At 72.3% G+C, this 19,163-nt stretch carries 15 protein-coding genes; 7 read left to right on the top strand and 8 right to left on the bottom strand.

Going from position 1 to position 19,163, the window contains the following annotated elements; translation table 11 throughout:
• Positions 1-133 precede the first annotated feature (133 nt).
• The 3 genes from Sco07f_RS27965 (at position 134) to Sco07f_RS27955 (ending at position 6,332) form a co-directional block, all read left to right on the top strand.
• The gene (locus Sco07f_RS27965; protein ID WP_108989535.1) at positions 134-2,911 is read left to right on the top strand and encodes a lysylphosphatidylglycerol synthase transmembrane domain-containing protein; all 2,778 of its coding nucleotides are present in this window, start codon (positions 134-136) and stop codon (positions 2,909-2,911) included.
• 154 nt (positions 2,912-3,065) lie between these two features.
• Positions 3,066-4,619 carry an alpha/beta hydrolase gene (locus Sco07f_RS27960; protein WP_108989534.1) on the top strand — a complete coding sequence of 518 codons (1,554 nt, stop codon included), beginning with the start codon at positions 3,066-3,068 and terminating at the stop codon, positions 4,617-4,619.
• A gap of 171 nt (positions 4,620-4,790) precedes the next feature.
• Entirely contained in the window at positions 4,791-6,332 is a 1,542-nt protein-coding gene (locus tag Sco07f_RS27955; protein ID WP_108989533.1) for an alpha/beta hydrolase, read from the top strand.
• Positions 6,333-6,403: 71 nt separating this feature from the next.
• Here Sco07f_RS27955 and moeZ read toward each other — a convergent pair whose 3' ends face one another.
• The 7 genes from moeZ to Sco07f_RS27920 form a co-directional block, all read right to left on the bottom strand.
• Entirely contained in the window at positions 6,404-7,582 is a 1,179-nt protein-coding gene (gene moeZ, locus Sco07f_RS27950) for an adenylyltransferase/sulfurtransferase MoeZ (RefSeq protein WP_007444460.1), read from the bottom strand.
• A gap of 63 nt (positions 7,583-7,645) precedes the next feature.
• A complete protein-coding gene (locus Sco07f_RS27945) occupies positions 7,646-8,395 on the bottom strand; it encodes a spherulation-specific family 4 protein (RefSeq protein ID WP_087789604.1) in 750 nt (249 codons plus the stop codon).
• Positions 8,383-9,441, bottom strand: coding sequence for an SDR family oxidoreductase (locus Sco07f_RS27940; RefSeq protein ID WP_007444458.1), 1,059 nt, complete (start codon positions 9,439-9,441; stop codon positions 8,383-8,385). The genes Sco07f_RS27945 and Sco07f_RS27940 overlap by 13 nt, the downstream gene beginning before the upstream one ends.
• 111 nt (positions 9,442-9,552) lie before the next feature.
• Positions 9,553-10,743: a hypothetical protein gene (locus Sco07f_RS27935; protein WP_439959699.1), complete on the bottom strand. Its 1,191-nt coding sequence runs from the start codon at positions 10,741-10,743 to the stop codon at positions 9,553-9,555.
• Positions 10,744-11,135: 392 nt separating this feature from the next.
• Positions 11,136-12,914: a DUF3492 domain-containing protein gene (locus tag Sco07f_RS27930; protein WP_108989532.1), complete on the bottom strand. Its 1,779-nt coding sequence runs from the start codon at positions 12,912-12,914 to the stop codon at positions 11,136-11,138.
• A gap of 215 nt (positions 12,915-13,129) precedes the next feature.
• A complete protein-coding gene (locus Sco07f_RS27925) occupies positions 13,130-14,815 on the bottom strand; it encodes a DUF3152 domain-containing protein (RefSeq protein ID WP_108989531.1) in 1,686 nt (561 codons plus the stop codon).
• A gap of 8 nt (positions 14,816-14,823) precedes the next feature.
• The gene (locus Sco07f_RS27920; RefSeq protein ID WP_087789607.1) at positions 14,824-15,900 is read right to left on the bottom strand and encodes an alpha/beta fold hydrolase; all 1,077 of its coding nucleotides are present in this window, start codon (positions 15,898-15,900) and stop codon (positions 14,824-14,826) included.
• A 289-nt stretch (positions 15,901-16,189) separates the two neighbouring features.
• Here Sco07f_RS27920 and Sco07f_RS27915 point away from each other — a divergent pair, with 289 nt between their 5' ends.
• From Sco07f_RS27915 to Sco07f_RS27900, 4 genes are all read left to right on the top strand, one after another.
• A complete protein-coding gene (locus Sco07f_RS27915; protein ID WP_007444437.1) occupies positions 16,190-16,411 on the top strand; it encodes a hypothetical protein in 222 nt (73 codons plus the stop codon).
• Between the two features lie 186 nt (positions 16,412-16,597).
• Entirely contained in the window at positions 16,598-17,239 is a 642-nt protein-coding gene (locus tag Sco07f_RS27910) for a TetR/AcrR family transcriptional regulator (RefSeq protein ID WP_042825084.1), read from the top strand.
• Positions 17,240-17,381: 142 nt separating this feature from the next.
• Positions 17,382-17,609, top strand: a complete 228-nt coding sequence (locus Sco07f_RS27905) for a DUF3107 domain-containing protein (RefSeq protein WP_007444428.1) — start codon at positions 17,382-17,384, stop codon at positions 17,607-17,609.
• Between the two features lie 188 nt (positions 17,610-17,797).
• The gene (locus Sco07f_RS27900) at positions 17,798-18,067 is read left to right on the top strand and encodes a hypothetical protein (protein WP_108989530.1); all 270 of its coding nucleotides are present in this window, start codon (positions 17,798-17,800) and stop codon (positions 18,065-18,067) included.
• A 186-nt stretch (positions 18,068-18,253) separates the two neighbouring features.
• Here Sco07f_RS27900 and Sco07f_RS27895 read toward each other — a convergent pair whose 3' ends face one another.
• On the bottom strand, positions 18,254-19,027 hold the full coding sequence (locus Sco07f_RS27895) for a ferritin-like domain-containing protein (protein WP_007444439.1): 774 nt from the start codon (positions 19,025-19,027) through the stop codon (positions 18,254-18,256).
• Between the last annotated feature and the right edge of the window lie 136 nt (positions 19,028-19,163).

Here is a 19,163-nt window from a genome sequence, read left to right as displayed (position 1 = left end):
GCCTCCCTCGCCCGCAAGCGGCGCTTCGGGCAGACTGTGCGGCCCGCACGGGCACCCTGATGCCTGCCGAGACCGACACGGCATGCCACCATCGTGCGGGCAGTGACCAGTGATACGAGAGCAAGAAGAGGCGATGAAGCAGCAGGGTGTGCACCCCGAGGACGCCGAGGGCACCTCTGACTCTTCGTCGCGCCCGGACACCGCGGACGAGGGCGGCGGGAAGGCCGGCGAGCGGGCGGCCGAAGGCCCGTCGGCCACGGCCGCCGACCCCGACGACGTGGCCCACATCGACGAGGTCGAGGGCGACGAACCGCTGCTCCCCGCGCGCGTGCACCGCCCCTCCGACCTGGTACGCCTCCTGGTGGGCGTGCTCGCCGTCGCCGTACTCCTCGCCATCGCCGCGTTCGCGCACGGCACCACCTCGGGCCTCGAGCAGGACATCAACAAGGGCACGGGACAGGCACCCGACCTGCTCATCAAGATCGCGGGACTGGCCTCCAGCATCGCGATCCTCCTGGTGCCGGTCGCGTTCGCCATCGAGCGGCTGATCAAACGGGACGGGCTGCGCATCGCAGACGGCGTGCTGGCGGCGGTCCTCGCGCACGGAGTGACCCTCGCCACCGACCTGTGGGTCGCCAAGGCCGCTCCCGGCTCGATCCAGGAGGCGCTCACCCAGCCGTCACCGGGCGACATCCACGCGCTGACCGACCCCGTGCACGGCTACCTCGCGCCGGTCATCGCGTACATGACGGCCGTCGGCATGTCCCGCAGACCCCGCTGGCGCGCGGTGCTGTGGATCGTGCTGCTCCTCGACGCCTTCTCGATGCTCGTCACGGGCTACACGACGCCGTTCTCGATCATCCTGACCGTCCTCATCGGCTGGACCGTCGCCTACGGCACCCTGTACGCCGTCGGCTCCCCCAACGTGCGCCCCACCGGCCGGACGCTGATGGCGGGCCTGCGGCACGTCGGCTTCCGGCCGGTGACCGCCGCCCGGCAGGAGGCGCCGTCGGACAGCGTCGAGACCGGTGACCGCGGCCGCCGCTACTTCGTCACCCTGGAGGACGGCCGGCCGCTCGACGTGACGGTGGTGGACCGGGAACAGCAGGCCCAGGGCTTCTTCTACCGGGCGTGGCGCAACCTGACACTGCGCGGCTTCGCCACCCGCAGCAGCCTTCCCTCGCTGCGGCAGGCCCTGGAGCAGGAGGCGCTGCTCGCCTACGCGGCCATCGCGGCCGGTGCCAACGCTCCCAAGCTGATCGCCACGTCGGAGCTGGGTCCGGACGCCGTGATGCTCGTCTACGAGCACACCGGCGGGCGCTCCCTGGACTCGCTGACGGACGAGGAGATCACCGACGACCTCCTGCGCGACACCTGGGAGCAGGTACGGGCCCTCCAGTCCCGGCGCATCGCGCACCGCAGGCTGGTGGGCGACGCGATCCTGGTGGATCGTTCCGGCACGGTGATCCTCACCGACCTGCGCATCGGCGAGATCGCCGCCGGCGACCTGCTGCTGCGCATGGACATCTCCCAGCTCCTGGTGACGTTCGGCCTGCGGGTCGGTGCCGAACGCGCGGTCGCGTCGGCGGTCGGTGTGCTCGGCCCCGACACGGTGGCGGACTGCCTGCCGATGCTCCAGCCCATCGCACTCAGCCGCTCCACACGCGCGACCCTGCGCAAGCTGGCGCGGGAACGGGCCCAGCGCGAGCGCGAGGCGGTCCTGGAGTCGTCCCGCCAGGCCAAGCTGGCCCGCGCGGAGGCGGCCGGCCACGACGCCACGAGCCCCGCGTCCGGGAAGGCCGACCAGCCGGCCCAGGCCGACAGACCGGACAAGAAGGCCGTACGTGCCGAGCAGCGGGCCGAGAAGCGGGCCGTGGACGAGGCCGTCGAGGAAGCGCGCGAGGAGGACCTGCTCACCCTGATCCGCCACGCGGTGCTGCGCATCAGGCCGCAGGCACCCGTCGAACCGGCCCGTCTGGAGCGGGTGCGGCCGCGCACGCTGATCAGCTTCATCGCCGGCGCGATCGGCGCCTACTTCCTGCTGACGCAGCTCACCCACATCGAGTTCGGCCCGCTGATCTCGAACGCCCAGTGGGGCTGGGTGGCCGCGGCCGTGCTCTTCTCGGCGGCGAGTTACGTCGCGGCCGCGATGGCGCTGCTGGGCTTCGTACCCGAGAGGGTGCCCTTCCTGCGGACCGTGGCCGCACAGGTCGCCGGGTCCTTCGTGAAGATCGTCGCCCCCGCGGCGGTCGGTGGCGTCGCCCTGAACACCCGGTTCCTGCAACGTGCGGGCGTGCGCCCCGGGCTCGCGGTGGCGAGCGTCGGCGCGTCCCAGTTGTTCGGGCTCGGCTGCCACATCCTGATGCTGCTGTCCTTCGGCTATCTGACCGGCACCGAGAAGACACCGTCGCTGTCGCCGTCCCGGACGGTCATCGCCGGCCTGCTGACCGTGGCGGTGCTGGTGCTCGTCGTGACGTCCGTGCCGTTCCTGCGCAAATTCGTCGTCACGCGCGTGCGGTCGCTCTTCGCCGGGGTCGTGCCGCGCATGCTGGACGTGCTGCAACGCCCGCAGAAGCTGGTCACCGGCATCGGCGGCATGCTATTGCTCACCGCCTGCTTCGTGATGTGCCTGGACGCCTCGATCCGCGCCTTCGGCGACGACTCCGCGTCGATCAGTCTCGCGAGCGTCGCGGTCGTCTTCCTCGCGGGCAACGCCCTGGGCTCCGCCGCGCCGACGCCGGGCGGCGTGGGCGCGGTGGAGGCGACGCTGACGGTCGGTCTGATCGCCGTCGGCCTCCCCAAGGAGGTCGCGGCGCCCGCGGTGCTGCTCTACCGGCTGCTCACCCTGTGGCTGCCGGTGCTGCCGGGCTGGCTGGTCTTCAACCACCTCACGCGCAAAGAGGCGCTGTAACCGGACACGGATGCGCTCTCCGTGCCTCGGCACGCTCCCTCCACCCCGGCACGCCCTTCGTCCCTCGTGTCCCTCGTACCACGGTCTCTCGGCGTCGTCCCTCGTACGGCCCTCGTCCCGAGCGGGTGCTCCCGCGCGACCGCACGATGGACGCATGCCGAATCCCTCCCGGCTGCGCGCCGCCGCCCTGACCGTCACTGCTCTCACGACGCTGTCCGTCCTGCTGACGGGCTGTGGCGGCGGGTCCCAGGAGGACGACACGGACCTGACGGACCAGAAGCTGAGCTGGAAGGACTGCCCGGCACCGTCCGAGGCCGAGGGCGGCGGCGCCGCTCCTTCTCCGCTGCCGGACGGGGACGAGTGGCAGTGCGCCACCATGAAGGCGCCCCTCGACTGGGACGACCCCGAGGGCGACACGATCGGCCTCGCGCTGATCCGGGCCAGGGCCAGCGGCGAGGCGGACCGGCGGATCGGCTCGCTCGTCTTCAACTTCGGCGGGCCGGGCGGATCGGGCGTGACCACGCTGCCCGCGTTCGGCCAGGACTACGCGAAACTGCGCACCCGCTACGACCTGGTCAGCTTCGATCCGCGCGGCGTCGGCCGCAGCGACCCCGTGGAGTGCCTGGACGACGACCAGCTCGACACCTACTTCCAGCAGGACGCCACCCCCGACGACCGGGCCGAGCGCACCGAGCTGGTGGACAACACGGAGAAGTTCAACGCGGCCTGCGAAAAGAACTCGAAGGAGATCATTCCGCATGTGCGCACGACCGACGCCGCCCGCGACATGGACCTGATGCGCCAGGTACTCGGCGACGAGAAGCTGCACTACTTCGGCATCTCCTACGGCACCGAACTCGGCGGCGTCTACGCCCACCTCTTCCCCCGGCACGTGGGACGTGCCGTCTTCGACGCGGTCGTCGACCCGACGCAGACGGCAGAACAGAGCTCGTTGGGCCAGGCGAAGGGGTTCCAGCTGGCGCTGGACAACTTCGCCGAGGACTGTGTGTCGAAGACCGAGGAGTGCCCGATCGGGGACACGGCGGACGACGTCGAGGCGCGCATCGCCCGCTTGCTGAAGGACCTCGACCGCAAACCGATCCCCGGCGTCTTCCCCCGTGAACTCACCCAGACCGCCGCGACCGGCGGCATCGCGCAGGCGCTGTACTCGAAGGACTTCTGGGAGTACCTCACCGAGGGTCTGGAGCAGGCGTACGACGGCGACGGACGGGTCCTCATGGTGCTGTCGGACGCGTTGAACGGACGCAACGAGGACGGCCAGTACAGCAACATCACCGCGGCCAACGTCGCCATCAACTGCGCCGACGACAAGCCGCGGTACGACACCGCGTACGTGGAACGCAAGCTGCCCGAGTTCCGGGACGCGTCCCCGCTGTTCGGCGACTACCTCGCCTGGTCCATGCTCAGCTGCACCGACTGGCCGGTCGCCGGGGCCGCCGACCACCCCGACGTCAGTGCCCCCGGCGCGCCGCCGATCCTGGTGATCGGCAACACCGGCGACCCCGCTACGCCCTACGAGGGCGCCGGCCGGATGGTGGACGCGCTGGGCAAGGACGTCGGCGTGGAACTGACCTACAAGGGGCAGGGCCACGGCGCCTACGACAGCAAGAACCGGTGCGTGCAGGACGCGGTGCACGGCTATCTGCTCGACGGCAAGGTGCCGGCGGCCGGGACCGTGTGCTCCTGACGGCCGGGACCGTGTGTCCTGCCCGCGGACTGCGGACTGCGGCAGCGAGCGGGCCTAATGCCCAGGTCAGAGCGTTATCCACAGGCTTCCGCAGGCGCTGCCGGCTCCACCTACCATGGCAGGAACGCCATCCGCCGCACGGCGCGGACGGCTTGCCAGGGGGGAGAGGACATGGCTCGTCTCGTGAGGTGGACGGCCCTGACGGCCGCCGCCGCACTGCTGACCGCGGGTTGCAGCGGCGGCTCGTCCGACGAGGACAAGGACGACGGGGGCAGGAGCAGCGCGGGGCCTTCGGCGGCGGCACCGTCCGGGGTGCCCGAGGCGCTGGCGTCCCAGACGCTCGACTGGGCCCGCTGCGAGGGCACCGACGACGCCCCGGCGCCGGACGACGACTGGCGGTGCGCCACGCTCGAGGCGCCGCTGGACTGGTCCGATCCGGACGGCGAGACGATCGATCTCGCGCTGATCCGGTCCAGGGCGACCGGGGACGACCGCATCGGCTCCCTGCTGTTCAACTTCGGCGGCCCCGGCGGTTCCGGCATCTCCATGATGCCGTCCTACGCCGACACCGTCTCCTCCCTGCATGAGCGGTACGACCTGGTGAGCTGGGACCCGCGCGGGGTGGCCGCCAGTGAGGGCGTCCGCTGCCGCTCCGACGAGGCGATCGAGGCCGCCGAGTCGGTGGACTCCACTCCTGACACCCCGTCCGAGGAGCAGGCGTATCTGAAGGACGCCGCCGACTTCGGCGAGGGCTGCGAGAAGGCCGCCGGCAAGCTCATGGAGCACGTCTCGACCACGGACACCGCCCGCGACATGGACCTGATGCGACACGTCCTGGGCGACGGGAAGACGCACTACTTCGGCATCTCGTACGGCACCGAACTCGGCGGCGTCTACGCCCACCTCTTCCCGGAGCACGTGGGACGCCTGGTCCTCGACGCCGTGGTGGACCCGAGCGCCGACACGATGGGCCACGCCGAGAACCAGGCCAGGGGCTTCCAACGCGCCCTGGACGACTACCTGAAGTCGACCGGCCAGGATCCCGAGCAGGGGTCGCGGAAGATCGCCGGCCTGCTGAAGCGGCTGGATGCGAACCCGCTGCCCACGTCCTCGCCGGATCGCGAGCTGACGCAGACGCTCGCGCTCACCGGGATCGTGCTGCCGCTGTACAGCGAGAGCGGCTGGCCGGCCCTGACCAGCGCGCTCGAGGCGGCCGAGCAGGGCGACGGCTCGGAACTGCTGGCGCTCGCCGACGGCTACAACGAGCGCGATCCCTCGGGACACTACGGCACGACGACCCACTCGCAGCGGGTCATATCGTGCCTGGACGACAAGCAGCGGCCGACCGTCGCGGAGACGAAGAAGCTGCTGCCGAAGTTCGAGAAGGTCTCGCCCGTCTTCGGCGCCTTCCTCGGCTGGGACACGGCCGGTTGGTGCCACGACTGGCCGGTGGCCGGTCAGCACGAGACCCCGGAGGTGAGCGCACCCGGCGCGGCCCCTGTCCTGGTGGTCGGCAACACGGGCGACCCCGCCACTCCCTACGAGGGCGCCCGCAGGATGGCGGACGAGCTGGGCGAGGACGTCGGCGTGGTGCTGACCTGGAAGGGCGAGGGCCACGGCGCGTACGGGAGCGGGAGCGACTGTGTCGACTCCACGGTGGACGCCTACCTGTTGAAGGGGACGGTGCCGGAGGACGGCAAGGTCTGCTCATGACGACGGCGGGGGCTTCGGGCACCTGCGGTGCGCGAAACCCCCGCCGTCCGGGAAGCGGGTCCGGCAGCCGGTCAGTAGACGGGCTTCTCCGGCTCGATCTGGTTGACCCAGCCGATCACGCCGCCGCCGACGTGGACGGCGTCCGCGAAGCCGGCGGACTTGAGGACCGCGAGGACTTCCGCACTGCGGACACCCGTCTTGCAGTTCAAGACGATCTTCTTGTCCTGCGGGAGGCTCTCGAGGGCGGAGCCCATGAGGAACTCGTTCTTCGGGATCAGCCGGGCGCCCGGGATCGAGACGATCTCGAACTCGTTCGGCTCGCGGACGTCGATGAGCTCGATGTTCTCACCGTCGTCGATCCACTCCTTGAGCTGCTTGGGAGTGATCGTGGAGTCGGCGGCCGCCGCCTGGGCCTCCTCGGACACGACGCCGCAGAAGGCCTCGTAGTCGATGAGCTCGGTGACGGTCGGGTTCTCGCCGCAGACCGCGCAGTCGGGGTCCTTGCGGACCTTGACCTGCCGGTAGGTCATCTCCAGGGCGTCGTAGATCATCAGGCGGCCGACCAGCGGTTCGCCGATGCCCTGGAGGAGCTTGATGGCCTCGTTGGTCTGGATGGAGCCGATGGACGCGCACAGCACGCCCAGCACGCCGCCCTCGGCGCAGGAGGGGACCATGCCGGGGGGCGGGGGCTCCGGGTAGAGGCAGCGGTAGCAGGGCCCGTGCTCGGACCAGAAGACGGAGGCCTGACCGTCGAAACGGTAGATCGAGCCCCAGACGTAGGGCTTGTTCAGCAGGACGCAGGCGTCATTGACCAGGTAGCGGGTCGCGAAGTTGTCCGTACCGTCGACGATCAGGTCGTACTGGCTGAAGATGTCCATCACGTTGTCGGCCTCGAGCCGCTCCTGGTGAAGGACCACGTCCACCAGCGGGTTGATGCCCTTGATGGTGTCGCGGGCGGACTCGGCCTTGGGCCGGCCGATGTCGGCCTGGCTGTGGATGACCTGACGCTGCAGGTTCGACTCGTCGACCTCGTCGAACTCGATGATGCCGAGCGTGCCGACACCGGCTGCCGCCAGGTACATCAGGGTCGGCGAGCCGAGGCCGCCCGCGCCGACGGCGAGCACCTTGGCGTTCTTCAGCCGCTTCTGCCCGTCCATCCCCACATCGGGGATGATCAGGTGGCGGGAGTACCTGCGGACCTCGTCTACGGTGAGCTCGGCAGCCGGCTCGACCAGGGGTGGCAGCGACACGGGGACTCCGTTGGTCGGTCAGTAATTACGGTTGTTCTGCCAGTAACACTGCCACGGCCTTTTTCATTCCGAGACACCCGTCCCGACCCGCGAGACGATTTCGTCCCAGTAGCCGGGCATCGTCTCCCACGGGTCGGCGCGGCCACCGCTGTCCGTGCGGTCGGTGAAGTAGATCGTCGCTGCTCCCTGCCAGCGGGCTATGCGCAGCGCTTCCTCCAGGTGCCCGCGCGGTACGCCGTGGACGAAGTGGCAGAAGCGGTCGGGCGGATAGTCCGCGCTCCACTCGGCCGCCTGGGACCAGCGGTAGTCGGCCCAGGTGCCGGAGAACGTGACGAGTTGGTCGGCGTTCTCGGCGTAGCCGGGGTAGGGGTGGGTGCCGTGACCGAGGACGATGTGGGCATCGTCACTGATCGCCCGGAGGGTGGTGACGATGCGGCGGACCTCGGGCAGGGCGGCCCGTTCCGACGGGCAGTGGTCGAGGAGGAAGCCGTCGACCTGGTACCAGTCGAGGTGTCGGTGGGCGTCGGAGATCTGTTCGCCGAGGCTGCGGGCCCCGTACGCGGCGTCGAGATGGCCGAGGACGCGGACGCCCGCGTTGCGCAGGCGGCCGACGGCCTCCAGGCACCGCGGGTCGGGGTGGGCGCCAGGACCGTCGGCGATGTTGAGGACGACCCAGTGCAGCGGGGTGCCGGGGCAGGTGAGGCCGGCCCACTCGTCGGGGGCGACGAGGGGGTGCGCCAGTCCCGGGACTCCGAACCCGGTGCGGACGCCGGTGCCCGCGGTGCCCGCCCTGGTGCTGGTCAGATACGGCATGCCGCCTCCATCCAGATGTCGGCGAGGGACTCTTCGAGGGCGATCCGGGGACGCCAGCCGAGCCGGTCGCGTGCGGTGCGCACATCGGCCTGCTGCCAGCTGCCGCAGCCGTCGGGGTAGGGATGGGGGGCCGGTGCCGCGTGCTCGGAGTCGGTGCGCTCGCCGCGGCTTCCGAGGGGATCCGGGCGGTGGTGGCCGAGGGCATCGGTCCGGTGGTGGCCGAGGGCGTCGACGCGGTGGGCGACGGACTCGGTGCGGGGGTGGCCGATGGTGGGCCGCAGGGCGCCGGGAGGACCGTCGAGTTCGTGCAGGGCGCCGCCGTAGCCGGCGACCCGGGCGAGGGTGGCGGCCGCGTCGCGCAGGCGGACGGCGCGGCCGGAGCCGATGTTGATAACGCCCTGTGCTGCGGAGAGGGAGGCGGCGTGCACCGCGCGGGCGACGTCGCGGACGTCGATGAAGTCGCGCTGGGCACCGAGGCCGCCCAGGCGCAGCTCGCCGTCCCCGGACTGCATCGCACGCCGCATGGCCTCGGCGAGGCGGCCGAGCGGGGAGCCTGCGGGCGTGCCGGGCCCCGCGGGCGAGAAGACGCGCAGGACGACGGCGTCCAGACCGGAGCCGAGGACGAGTTCGGTCGCGGCGAGTTTGCTGACGCCGTAGGGGCCGCCGGGGCGGGGCACGGCGTCCTCCGCGGTGGAGGAGCCGGGCTGGCTGGGGCCGTACTCCGCGCTGCACCCGACCTGCACCAGGCGGGCTCCGCAGCCGCTGCGGCGCAGGGCCTCGCAGACGGTCGCGACGGCGACGGTGTTGTGCCGGGTGAGTTCGCGGGCCCCGCCCCGGGTGGCGCCCGCGCAGTTGACGACCACGCCGGGATGGACCGCGTCGAGGAAGCGGGTGAGGGCGCCGGGGCTGCCCGTGGCGAGGTCGAAGCGGACGTCGGCGTCGTCGCCGCGGCCGAGGGCGGTGAGCTGGACGGCGGGGTCGGCGAGCAGACGGTCGGCGACGAAGCGGCCGATGTAGCCGTTGGCTCCGATCAGCAGGACTCTCATCGGGCGGCTCCCGGTGCCGAGGCGTCGGGTCGGGAGGTGGTCATCTGGGGGCTCCTTCAAGGGGTGATGCGAGGGTGGAGAGGACGAGTGGGGGGCTGACCGTGCGCGCGTTCACCGGGTTCGCTCCGTCGACGCGTGGGCCGAGGCCCTGGTCAGACGGCGGGACGCGTGGATCAGGAGGGTCAGGGCACCGATCCCGCAGGCGGCCGTCGGGACACCGGCCGGGCCGCAGACGGCGACCAGGGCCTCCACGGGGGCGGTGAGGAACCCGCAGCCGGGGAGGCGTCCGGCGAAGAGCGTGGCCAGGGCGGCGGCCTCGACGGCGGCCGTGGTGGTGAGGACGAGCGTGGAGGCGTGCGCGTGGCCGTGCACGGTGAGCAGCCGGGCGAGCAGCAGCAGGGCGCCCAGGGTGAGGGTCTGGGGATGGGCGGCGGGCTCGCCGAGCACGGCTCCGGTCAGCGCGAGCAGGGCGGCGAGGGCACCCAGGTACAGGGCGAAGGTGCCGAGCAGCAGGGGGCGTACGGAGGCGGAGAAGTCGGCCAGGCCCCGGCTGGACGACAGTTTGCGGCGGGCGCCCGCGGCGAAGAGGTGAGCGCATCCGACCGCGGGCGCGTAGGACAGTGCGAGCGCCAGGACGGGGGCGACGGTGACGGGCCAAGGGCCGTCGGCGGTGCCGTCGGGGAGGCCGTCCGGGCCACCGGTGACGGCGTTGCGGAGGAGTCCGTCGCCGAGCAGGGCGTAGCCGACGAGCCAGCAGGTCCAGGTGCTGGTGGTGCGTGTCGAGGCGCTCAGCGGCCCGCGGCGAAGGGCCGCGCCCAGGGCCAGGGTCACCGCGAGGAGGCCGACGGCGGCGGCGATCAGGCGCGGCCGGCCCTCGGTGAGGTGCAGTACGGCCACGGTGGCGGCGCACAGTACGCCGGGCAGCAGAGCGAGGAGGACTCCGGCGGTACGTGGCCGGGGCGTCGGCGTCTCGTCGGGGCGGGCCGGGGTGTCGCCGTCGCGCGGGACCCGGGCGTACATCTCTTCGGCGAGGGAGAAGACGTCCCGGTGGCGGAAGCGTGCCGCGGTCCGGTCGGTGACGCCGTGCGCCTCCAGGCCCGCCGCGATCTCCAGTGGGTCCACGGCGCGTTCGCACAGGTCGCGGTGGCGGTGGAGCAGCCCCTTCACGGGGTCGGCGGCGGCACGGCGCGCGGTGGACGCGGACGGCGACTGCCTCACGTCTCGGGCCTCCCCACCGGCGGCACCCCCCTCGCGGCCGCCGTCTTCACGACCACCGCCCTCACGAAGGCCGCCTTCACGAATGCCGCCTGTACGAATGCCGGATTCACGAGGGCCGTCCACACGCCCCGCACCGTCCCGCTCGTCGTCCCCGCGATCGGCGCGATCGTCACGGCCGTCGGCGGCGCGAGACCCGCCGATGCGATCCGAGTGATCCGTGTGCCGTCGGTCCTCCGCGTGCAGCCGGTCCTTCGCGTACTGCCGGTCCTTCGCGTACTGCCGGTCCTCCGCCGAACGCACGCCCTCTCCCCCCTCGTCCATCTCGGTGCCGAGGGAGGAGGCGGCTGCACCGGCGTCACCGGCCGTGGGGGCCGCGTCCGTTCCGTGGCCCCCGTCGGTGAGGCAGGTCCGTGAGCGTTCGTCCCAGGCGCCCGGGCTGCGCGGGGTCTCGGGCCGGTCCAGTTCGCCGATGCCGCTCATCGGGCCGCTCCCTCGGTGGCCGACACCGGAGCCGCGGCCCGGACGGGACCGTCCGTCGCCCAGCCCGGACCGCTCCGGACCGCGCCGGGACCGGGACTGGGGCTGGGACCGGGGCTGGGGCCGCCCCTGGCCGCGATACGGGCCGTGGGGTCGCTCCAGCGGCCGGGCACATGGGCCTCGGCGGGGACGGCGAAGGGCAGGGGTGCGCCGGTGTCGTCGAGGACGACGCGACGTACCGGTGTACGCGACAGGATCTCCAGGTAAATGCTGTGAAATGCCGTGATGTTCTGCTCGACGGTGAACAGCTCCAGCGCACGGGCGCGTGCGGCGGCGCCCAGGCGCTCACGGCGCTCCGGGTCGCGCAACAGCGCGACGCACGCCTCGGCGAGCGCCCGCGGATTGCGCGGGGGCACGACGAGTCCGGTGCCGCCGATGGCCTCCACCACCGCGCCGACGTCCGTGGACACCGTCGCGCGGCCGCAGAACATGGCCTCGACGAGCCCAGACGGGAACCCTTCGACGACGCTGGAGAGCACCACCAGGGCGCCCGAGGCGTACGCGTCGGCGCGGGTGGGCAGTTCGGGTCCGCCGGTCTCCTCGAAGGAGACCGGGTTGCGGCCGACGGCGTGCGGGCCGTCGGCCTCGTCGGGGAAGAGCTGCGCGGCCAGTCCCTTGCAGTGCGCGAGGTACGCGGCGCCTTCGGTCCCGAAGGGCGAGCCGACGATCCTGAGGCGCGCCGCGGGCTCCGCCCTGCGGATCTCCGCGAAGGCGTGCAGCAGCGAGACCAGGTCCTTGGCCGGCTCGACGCGTCCGACCCAGACGAGGGTCCGCGGATCGGCGCACTCCGGGGACTCCCCCGCCTCCGCGAAGGGAGCGGCGTCCATGCCCGGATGGACCGTGCGCAGCTTGGCCCGGTCGGCCCCGCAGCGCTCCTGCCAGCGGCGGGCGTGCGTGTTGCCGGGCGTGATCACGGCCGCGCGCCGGTAGGTCTCGGCGGCCAGCCGGCCGTGGAAGGAGGCGAGCAGGGACCGTATCGCGGGCGAGGAATCGGGTTCCGTCAGGTAGTGCGCCCGCAGCCGCACCCCGTACTCGGTCACGAGCAGGGGGACGTCGCAGAAGTGCCGGGCGAGCAGGCCGGGCAGGGCGGCGGTACCGCCGGAGGCGGCGTGGCACAGGTCCACCGAGCCGAGGTCGTCGTCCTCGTACCAGTCCAGCGACAGGGGGCGCAGGGCGCGTTCGAGGCGCGCGGCGACGGTCAGCAGGTCGGGAACGCGCGCCTCGCGTGCGGAGCGGTGGGCGCCGGGCGCACGACAGGCGCGTTCCAGGGCGCGCACGGCGGTCTCCGAGCGGAGTGCGGCGGGCAGCCCGCCCTCGTCGCGGGCGAGTTCGGCGAGGCCGTACAGCGCATTGGCGAAACGGTCCGCCTCAAGGGCCGACTGCCCTTCCGCCAGGCCTTCCGGACTCCCGGCCGGGCCGCCGGGGGCGGCGGTGCACAGGGCCGTGGCCAACTCGCCGTAGCACTCGGCGAAACGCCGGCGCGCACGCCGTCCGTGGACGGCGCCGTCGTCCGTGGTCTCCCACAACGGGGCGGTGCGCACCCGGCCGACCTGCGGCGGCAGCGGAACCCAGCCCTCGGCCTCCTCCCGCTCGGTGCGGCTGAGGGCGTAGACGTCGAACTCGTGCTGCTCCAGCCCGCGCACAAGCCGGTCGCACCAGAGCCCGGCCTCACCGCTCACATACGGATAGCCACCCTCCGTAAGCAGTCCGATGCGCACGCGCGCACCCCCGATCTCCCGTTTGGGGAGCCGCCGTTGACCCGGCGGCTCGCAGCGGGACGAACGTATGCGGACAAGGAGGTGGCGCGATGGACGGTTGTCCATCGCGCCACCAAAAGGGGTGAACGGTCGTAACTTTCCCGTGCGAGGCGCGTTCGGTAGCGCTAAGAGATCACTCGGTCACCACACGCGAGCCTCGGGCCCGAACTCTTCGGTCAGCTGTTCGGGTAGGCCCAGGGGTTCGGGCGGCAGTCGATTCCGTCGTGGTCGATGAACTTCGTCTGCTGCTGCATGACGGGGGCGAGTTCGCCGTCCTTGTCGCACGTGACGTGGTTGAAGCCGATGCGGTGGCCGATCTCGTGGTTGATCAGCATCTGCCGGTACGCGTGGATCGCGTCGCCGTACGGCTCGGCACCCTGCGCCCACCGGTAGGCGTTGATCATCACGCGTTCGGTGGCGGCCGAGTCGCAGGACACGTTGTCCTCGGTGGTGTCAAGGCCGGACTTGGCGCACCACTCGGCGGTGGTCCCGGGGCTGGCCAGAGTGATGACGAAGTTCGGCTGCCCCGACTCGATGCGCTCGAAGGTGCGGGCGCCGTTGTGGGACCAGCTCCGGTCGTCGTTGAGCGTCTTCTGCACGGCGTCGGCGAAGAGCTGCCCGTCGAGGCCGAGCCCCTGCTCCACGTCCACGCGGTAGGTGTACTTCTCCCCCTTCCCGGTCCCCTTGGCGATGCCCGGGATCGCGTCGAACTTCCCCGAGCCCTTGAGCGTGGTGCTGAGCGGGTACGTCTTGCCCATCTTCTGCTCGTACGTCAGGGGCTTCGCGGCCTCGGACGCGGGGGGCGTCGGCCGTTCGTCGTCCCGTGACGCGGGGTCGTGGGCACCCCGGGCCTGTTCGGCGGCCGACTGGGAGCGCATGTCGTCCCCGTCCGAGCCGTCGGCCACCTGACCGGCCACGACGACGGCCAGCACCGTGGTGACGGCGGCCGCCGCGATCCCGGTGAAGGTCCGGCCCTTGGCGCCCTTGCCCGGCGCGGGTTCACCCGTGGGCGGCTGGTCGTCACCGTCGTCGGCGACACCGCCCCCACCGGCGCCGCCGTCCCCGACGGCACCCCCGTCCGCGGCGCTCCAGTCGGTGACGGCGGCGTACGGATCGGCGGGCCCTGCCGGGCCGGGGGCACGGCGCGCGGGGCGGGCCGCGAAAACGTCGTCGTCCTCGCCGAAGGCGTCCAGGTAGTCCTGCCGCGGCCCATCCTGGGGCGCCCGCCGCTGCCGCGGAAAAGGCGCGGACGGTCCGGACGGCCCGGAGGGCGACGGCGCCGGTGCGAAGGAGTCGGGGGCAGCGCCTGCGTGCGGTCCCGCCGGGGGTCCGTGCCCGGCACCGCGCCAGCCGTTCGGCTCGCCCCAGCCGCCACCCGGTTCCCGCTGCTCGGGGTGACCGCCCCGGACCCTCGGCACACCCCGCGCGGGGGTACCGTCCGCCGCCGGCCGGGGAAACCCGTGGGCCGGCGTCCCGTCCGGGAACCCCGGTCCCGGGCCTCCGACACGGCCGGGCCCGGGGGCCGCGTATCCCTGGCGGCCGCCCGGGGCCTCGCCCCACGCCGCCTGACGAGGCACGCCCTGCGACCCCTGGGCCCCCTGCGTGCCCTGCGCCCCCTGCGGCGGCCAGTCCGACCCGTACGACCCGTGTGGCCCGTACGACCCGTGTGGCCCATGCAACTCGTGTGGCCCATACGACTCGTGTGACCCATGCGACCCACGCGACCCGTGTGGCCCCTGCGCGTTCCCGTTCTCCCGGCGCGGCGGGTCGGGTGCCCGCCCGGCGGTCCGGTCGTCGCGTGTTGCGGCGTTGTCCGCGGCGTCGGCCCTGGGGGCGGGCCCGCGGCGGCTGTGGCGTCCCACGTCGCGCCTCAGCCTCCTGTGGTCTGGTTGGCGGGCTCGCCGTCGACGGCCCCGTCGGTCCTCTCGCCACCCGCCGGATCTCCGCTGTCCACGGCGTCCGGGCCGGCCGCGGCGCCCGCGGTGTCCACGGCGCCCCGGGTGTCCGCGAGGAGTTCACGGAACGCCGTGGCCACGGTCTCCGGGTACTCCATCATCGCCACGTGCCCCGCGTCCGGCAGGGTCAGCAGCCGGGAGTCGCGGAAGGCACGGGCAGCCCGCTGGGCCATGCGGTAGCCGACGAGTTGGTCCCGTCCACCGTAGACCAGGAGCGTGGGTGCGAGAACCCGCTCGGCCTGTCGCCACAGTCCGTACTGGCCGCCCACCGTGTACGCGTTGACGATTCCCCGGGCCGAACGCGCCATCGCGTCCCAGAAGTACGGCAGCCGCAACCGCCGCTCCATCTCCTCCACGGCGTTGCGGAAGCCTTCCGGCGTCACCCGCCCCGGGTCGCCGTAGCACAGTGCCGTCACGCCGCGGACCCGCTGCTCGGCGGTCCACTCCCGGGTGAGCCGGTTGAACAGCGCCACCACGCCCGGCAGTGCCAACAGCCCCGTCGGCACGGCGCTGCGCTGCACGCGGATCTCCGGCAGCGCGGGCGAGACGAGGGTCAGCGTCCGCACCAGGTCGGGCCGCGCCGCGGCGACGCGGGTGACGACGGCGCCGCCGAGCGAGTTCCCGAAGAGGTGCACGGGGCCGCGCCCGGCGGCGTCGAGGTAACGGACGACCGCGCGCGCGTGGCCCGTGATCGAGTAGTCGCCGTCGTCCGGCGGCGGGGAGTCGCCGAAGCCGGGCAGGTCGAGGGCCTCGCTGTGGACGACGCCGTCCAGCAGCGGCATGAGCGCGGACCAGTTCTGCGAGGAGCCGCCGAGACCGTGCACATGGAGAGCGGGTGGCAGTCCCTCGCGGGCGGGCGGTCTCGAACGCACGGTGAGGGTCATACCGGGAAGGTGGACCGACCTGAGCCGTTCCCCGTCCGCGACCCTGACGGCCGCGACCTTCGGCAGCACGTTGGCGGGCGGCACGGACGGCGGCTCGGTCGAAGGCATGCGGCAATGTTACGAGACGATCACGCAGTGGTTCATGTGTTCGCCATCACAGGCAGTGTCGCGATCGCCCGTCACGTGCGGTGCCGCGCTCACAGTCACGTCCGGTGCCGCGATCACGGCCACGTGCGGCGCTGCAATCACGGCCACGTCCGGTGCCGCATTCACACTCACGTGCGGCGCCGCGACAGGTGACACGTGGCGTCCGGATCGGGTGTCTCCTACGCTCGTGAAGTGGGCACCCGCGTGTGAGCCCCGCAACCCGGGAGCGTTCGTAGGAAGGGAGCCCAGCATGACCGTCGACCCGACCGACCCCGAGACCTTCGACGACGAGGCACCGGAAGCGGAGGAACGCGACGTGGAGGCACCCGACGCCGACACGGCCGAGCAGCGGGCGGATGTCGGGCAGGAGCGCGACGAGCCGCTGACGGGCGTCGAACCGGACCGCGCCAACGAAGCCGACCTGGCCGAACAGGCCCGCGTCGTCTCGCACGACGAGGACGACTACCGCTGAATCGCGCCTCGCCGGACGGAAAAGAGGCCGATCTTTGCCCGTCCTGAACCCATTTCAAACCTGTTGTGCGGGTTTCGCCACCGTCCGGTCCGTGAAATTCTGCGCTCGCAGCACCCACACCACGGTTACCGAAAAGTACGATGTCGACGCGGCGCACACCGCACGAGGACGACTATGGGAGGCGGCGTGACAGCCATCGAGCAGACAGAGGCGGTACGCCCGCGGGGCACACGCCTTCCCCGCCGAGCCCGACGCAACCAGCTGCTGGGCGCCGCCCAGGAAGTGTTCGTGGCCCAGGGCTACCACGCGGCCGCGATGGACGACATCGCCGAGCGCGCCGGGGTCAGCAAGCCGGTGCTCTACCAGCACTTCCCCGGCAAGCTCGACCTCTACCTCGCCCTGCTGGACCAGCACTGCGAGGCACTGATCCAGTCCGTGCGCAGCGCGCTCGCGTCGACCTCCGACAACAAGCAGCGCGTCCGGGCGACGATGGACGCGTACTTCGCCTACGTGGAGGACGACGGCGGCGCCTTCCGTCTGGTGTTCGAGTCGGACCTGACCAACGAGCCCGCCGTGCGCGAGCGCGTGGACAAGGTGACGAACGAGTGCGCGGAGGCGATCTGCGACGTCATCGCCGAGGACACCGGCCTCTCGCGTGCGGAGTCGATGCTGCTCGCCTCCGGTCTGGGCGGCCTCGCGCAGGTGGTGGCGCGTTCCTGGCTGCACAGCGACCGCAGCGTCCCGCGCGACCAGGCGGTCCAGCTGCTGACCTCGCTGGCCTGGCGGGGTATCGCGGGCTTCCCGCTGCACGGCACCGACCAGCACTGACCGCCGCGGCACGGGTTCTGTTCCCGTCGGCTGTTCGCTCGTGGCGTTCTCCGACGCAGCGTGTACGTCCCCTCACCGGGCTAATGTGTGCTGGTACGGCGCGGAAGATCGCGCACTTACTGACCGTCGGAGGGACATAGCCGTGGAGGTCAAGATCGGCGTGCAGCACGCGCCCCGCGAGATCGTTCTGGAGAGCGGTCAGAGCGCCGAGGAGGTCGAGCGCGTGGTGGGCGAGGCACTGGCCGGCAAGTCGCAGCTGCTGAGCCTCGTGGACGAGCACGGCCGCAAGGTCCTCGTGCCGGCCGACCGGCTCGCCTACGTCGAGATCGGTGAGCCGGCTCCGCGCAAGGTGGGCTTCGGCGCGCTGTAGTCGGCGACGCGGACGACGGACCGCGAAGACGGGTGGGTCCCGGCGGAGATCTCCGCCGGGACCCACCCGTCTTCGCGGTCACGGACGGAGCACAGTTCACCCACAGGAGGAGGATTGTGTTCCGCAGGTCAGGGGTATGTCGGCTGTGACCGTTTGGGGCAGGCCGGCCATGTGGGAGGGACCCCGACATGCTCTTGGAAGCGCTCAGCGCCGCAATCCTCGGCCTCACCCTGGCATGGGTGGCCGCGCGCAGCCTGCCCCACCGCCTGCCCGCCCGCCTCCTGGTCCTGCCGACCGGGATCGCCGGGGCCCTTTTCGGGGCGTTCGTCACGCACACCGCGCTGGGCGCCGGAGGATTCCTGCTGGTGCTCCTCGGCTCGGCGACGCTCTCCGCGGCCTCGTTGTCGCTGCTGCTGCGCCCCGCGGTAGGACTCCGGCGCAGCTCGGCGACCGTCTGACGGCAGCTGCCGCACCGGAGCGAGGCCCCGCCTCCGCAAAATCGGCAGAGGCGAAGGCGACGGCCGAAACGACAGACCCGGCGACGGTGACGGCGACGGCCGAAACGACAGATCCGGCAGACCCGGCGACGGCGACGGCGACGGCCGAAACGACAGACTCGGCAGACCCGGCAGACCCGGCAGAGATCAGGCGGCCAGCCCCAGCGCCGCCATCCGCTTCGTGTGTGCCTCGGTGATCCGCGAGAACATCTTGCCGACCTCGGCCAGGTCGAACCCGTCCGCGACCCCGCCCACGAGCATCGTCGACAGCGCGTCCCGGTCGGCCACCACCCGCTGGGACTGCGAGAGCGCCTCCCCCATCAGCCGCCGTGCCCACAGCGCGAGCCGCCCGCCCACACGCGGGTCGGCGTCGATCGCCGCGCGCACCTTCTCCACGGCGAAACCGGCGTGTCCGGTGTCGTCGAGCACGGCGAGGACCAGCTCGCGGGTGTCCGTGTCGAGCCGGGCGGCGACCTCCCGGTAGAAGTCGCTGGCGATGGAGTCGCCGACGTAGGCCTTGACGAGGCCCTCGAGCCAGTCGGAGGGGTCGGTCTGCTTGTGGAAGCCGTCGTAGGCGGCCACGAACGGCTCCATGGCCCCGGTCGGTTCCTCGCCGATCTCGGCCAGCCGGTCGCGCAGCCGCTCGAAGTGGTGGAACTCCGCGGACGCCATCTTCGCCAGCTCCGCCTTGTCCGCCAGCGTGGGCGCCAGCTTGGCGTCCTCCGCGAGCCGCTCGAACGCCGCCAGCTCGCCGTACGCCAGCGCGCCCAGCAGGTCCACGACCGCGGCGCGGTACTGCGGGTCGGCGGCGGCCGACTCCCAGTCCCGGGCGGCGACCGGGGTGGCCTCGCCGGTGGCTGCGGTTCCGGCGGTCTCGGTGGGTGCCTCTGCGGCGGTGCCAGGCTTGTCAGAGCTCGTCATGCAGCGCACAATAGTCCGCTCTTCGGCGGTGGTAAGGCCCTGGTCAGTCAGTGTGACGACGACTACGTGAGCAAATCGGCCATCGCATGTGCGCGAATCCGGGGTATGGTGGTAATGCGCCTGCCGAGTATGTGAC

Source organism: Streptomyces coelicoflavus (assembly GCF_003112555.1).
In the GTDB taxonomy this organism is placed as follows: domain Bacteria; phylum Actinomycetota; class Actinomycetes; order Streptomycetales; family Streptomycetaceae; genus Streptomyces; species Streptomyces coelicoflavus.
Note: the sequence above shows the minus strand (reverse complement) of the source record. Positions and strands in the feature narration are given on the sequence as shown.

Bases quoted from the DNA above. Each gene is read 5' to 3' on its own strand.
- Sco07f_RS27965 (WP_108989535.1), top strand. From the start codon at position 134: ATGAAGCAGCAGGGTGTGCACCCCGAGGACGCCGAGGGCACCTCTGAC.
- Sco07f_RS27960 (WP_108989534.1), top strand. From the start codon at position 3,066: ATGCCGAATCCCTCCCGGCTGCGCGCCGCCGCCCTGACCGTCACTGCT.
- Sco07f_RS27955 (WP_108989533.1), top strand. From the start codon at position 4,791: ATGGCTCGTCTCGTGAGGTGGACGGCCCTGACGGCCGCCGCCGCACTG.
- Sco07f_RS27945 (WP_087789604.1), bottom strand. From the start codon at position 8,395: ATGCCGTATCTGACCAGCACCAGGGCGGGCACCGCGGGCACCGGCGTC.
- Sco07f_RS27940 (WP_007444458.1), bottom strand. From the start codon at position 9,441: ATGAGAGTCCTGCTGATCGGAGCCAACGGCTACATCGGCCGCTTCGTC.
- Sco07f_RS27920 (WP_087789607.1), bottom strand. From the start codon at position 15,900: ATGCCTTCGACCGAGCCGCCGTCCGTGCCGCCCGCCAACGTGCTGCCG.
- Sco07f_RS27915 (WP_007444437.1), top strand. From the start codon at position 16,190: ATGACCGTCGACCCGACCGACCCCGAGACCTTCGACGACGAGGCACCG.
- Sco07f_RS27900 (WP_108989530.1), top strand. From the start codon at position 17,798: ATGCTCTTGGAAGCGCTCAGCGCCGCAATCCTCGGCCTCACCCTGGCA.
- Sco07f_RS27895 (WP_007444439.1), bottom strand. From the start codon at position 19,027: ATGACGAGCTCTGACAAGCCTGGCACCGCCGCAGAGGCACCCACCGAG.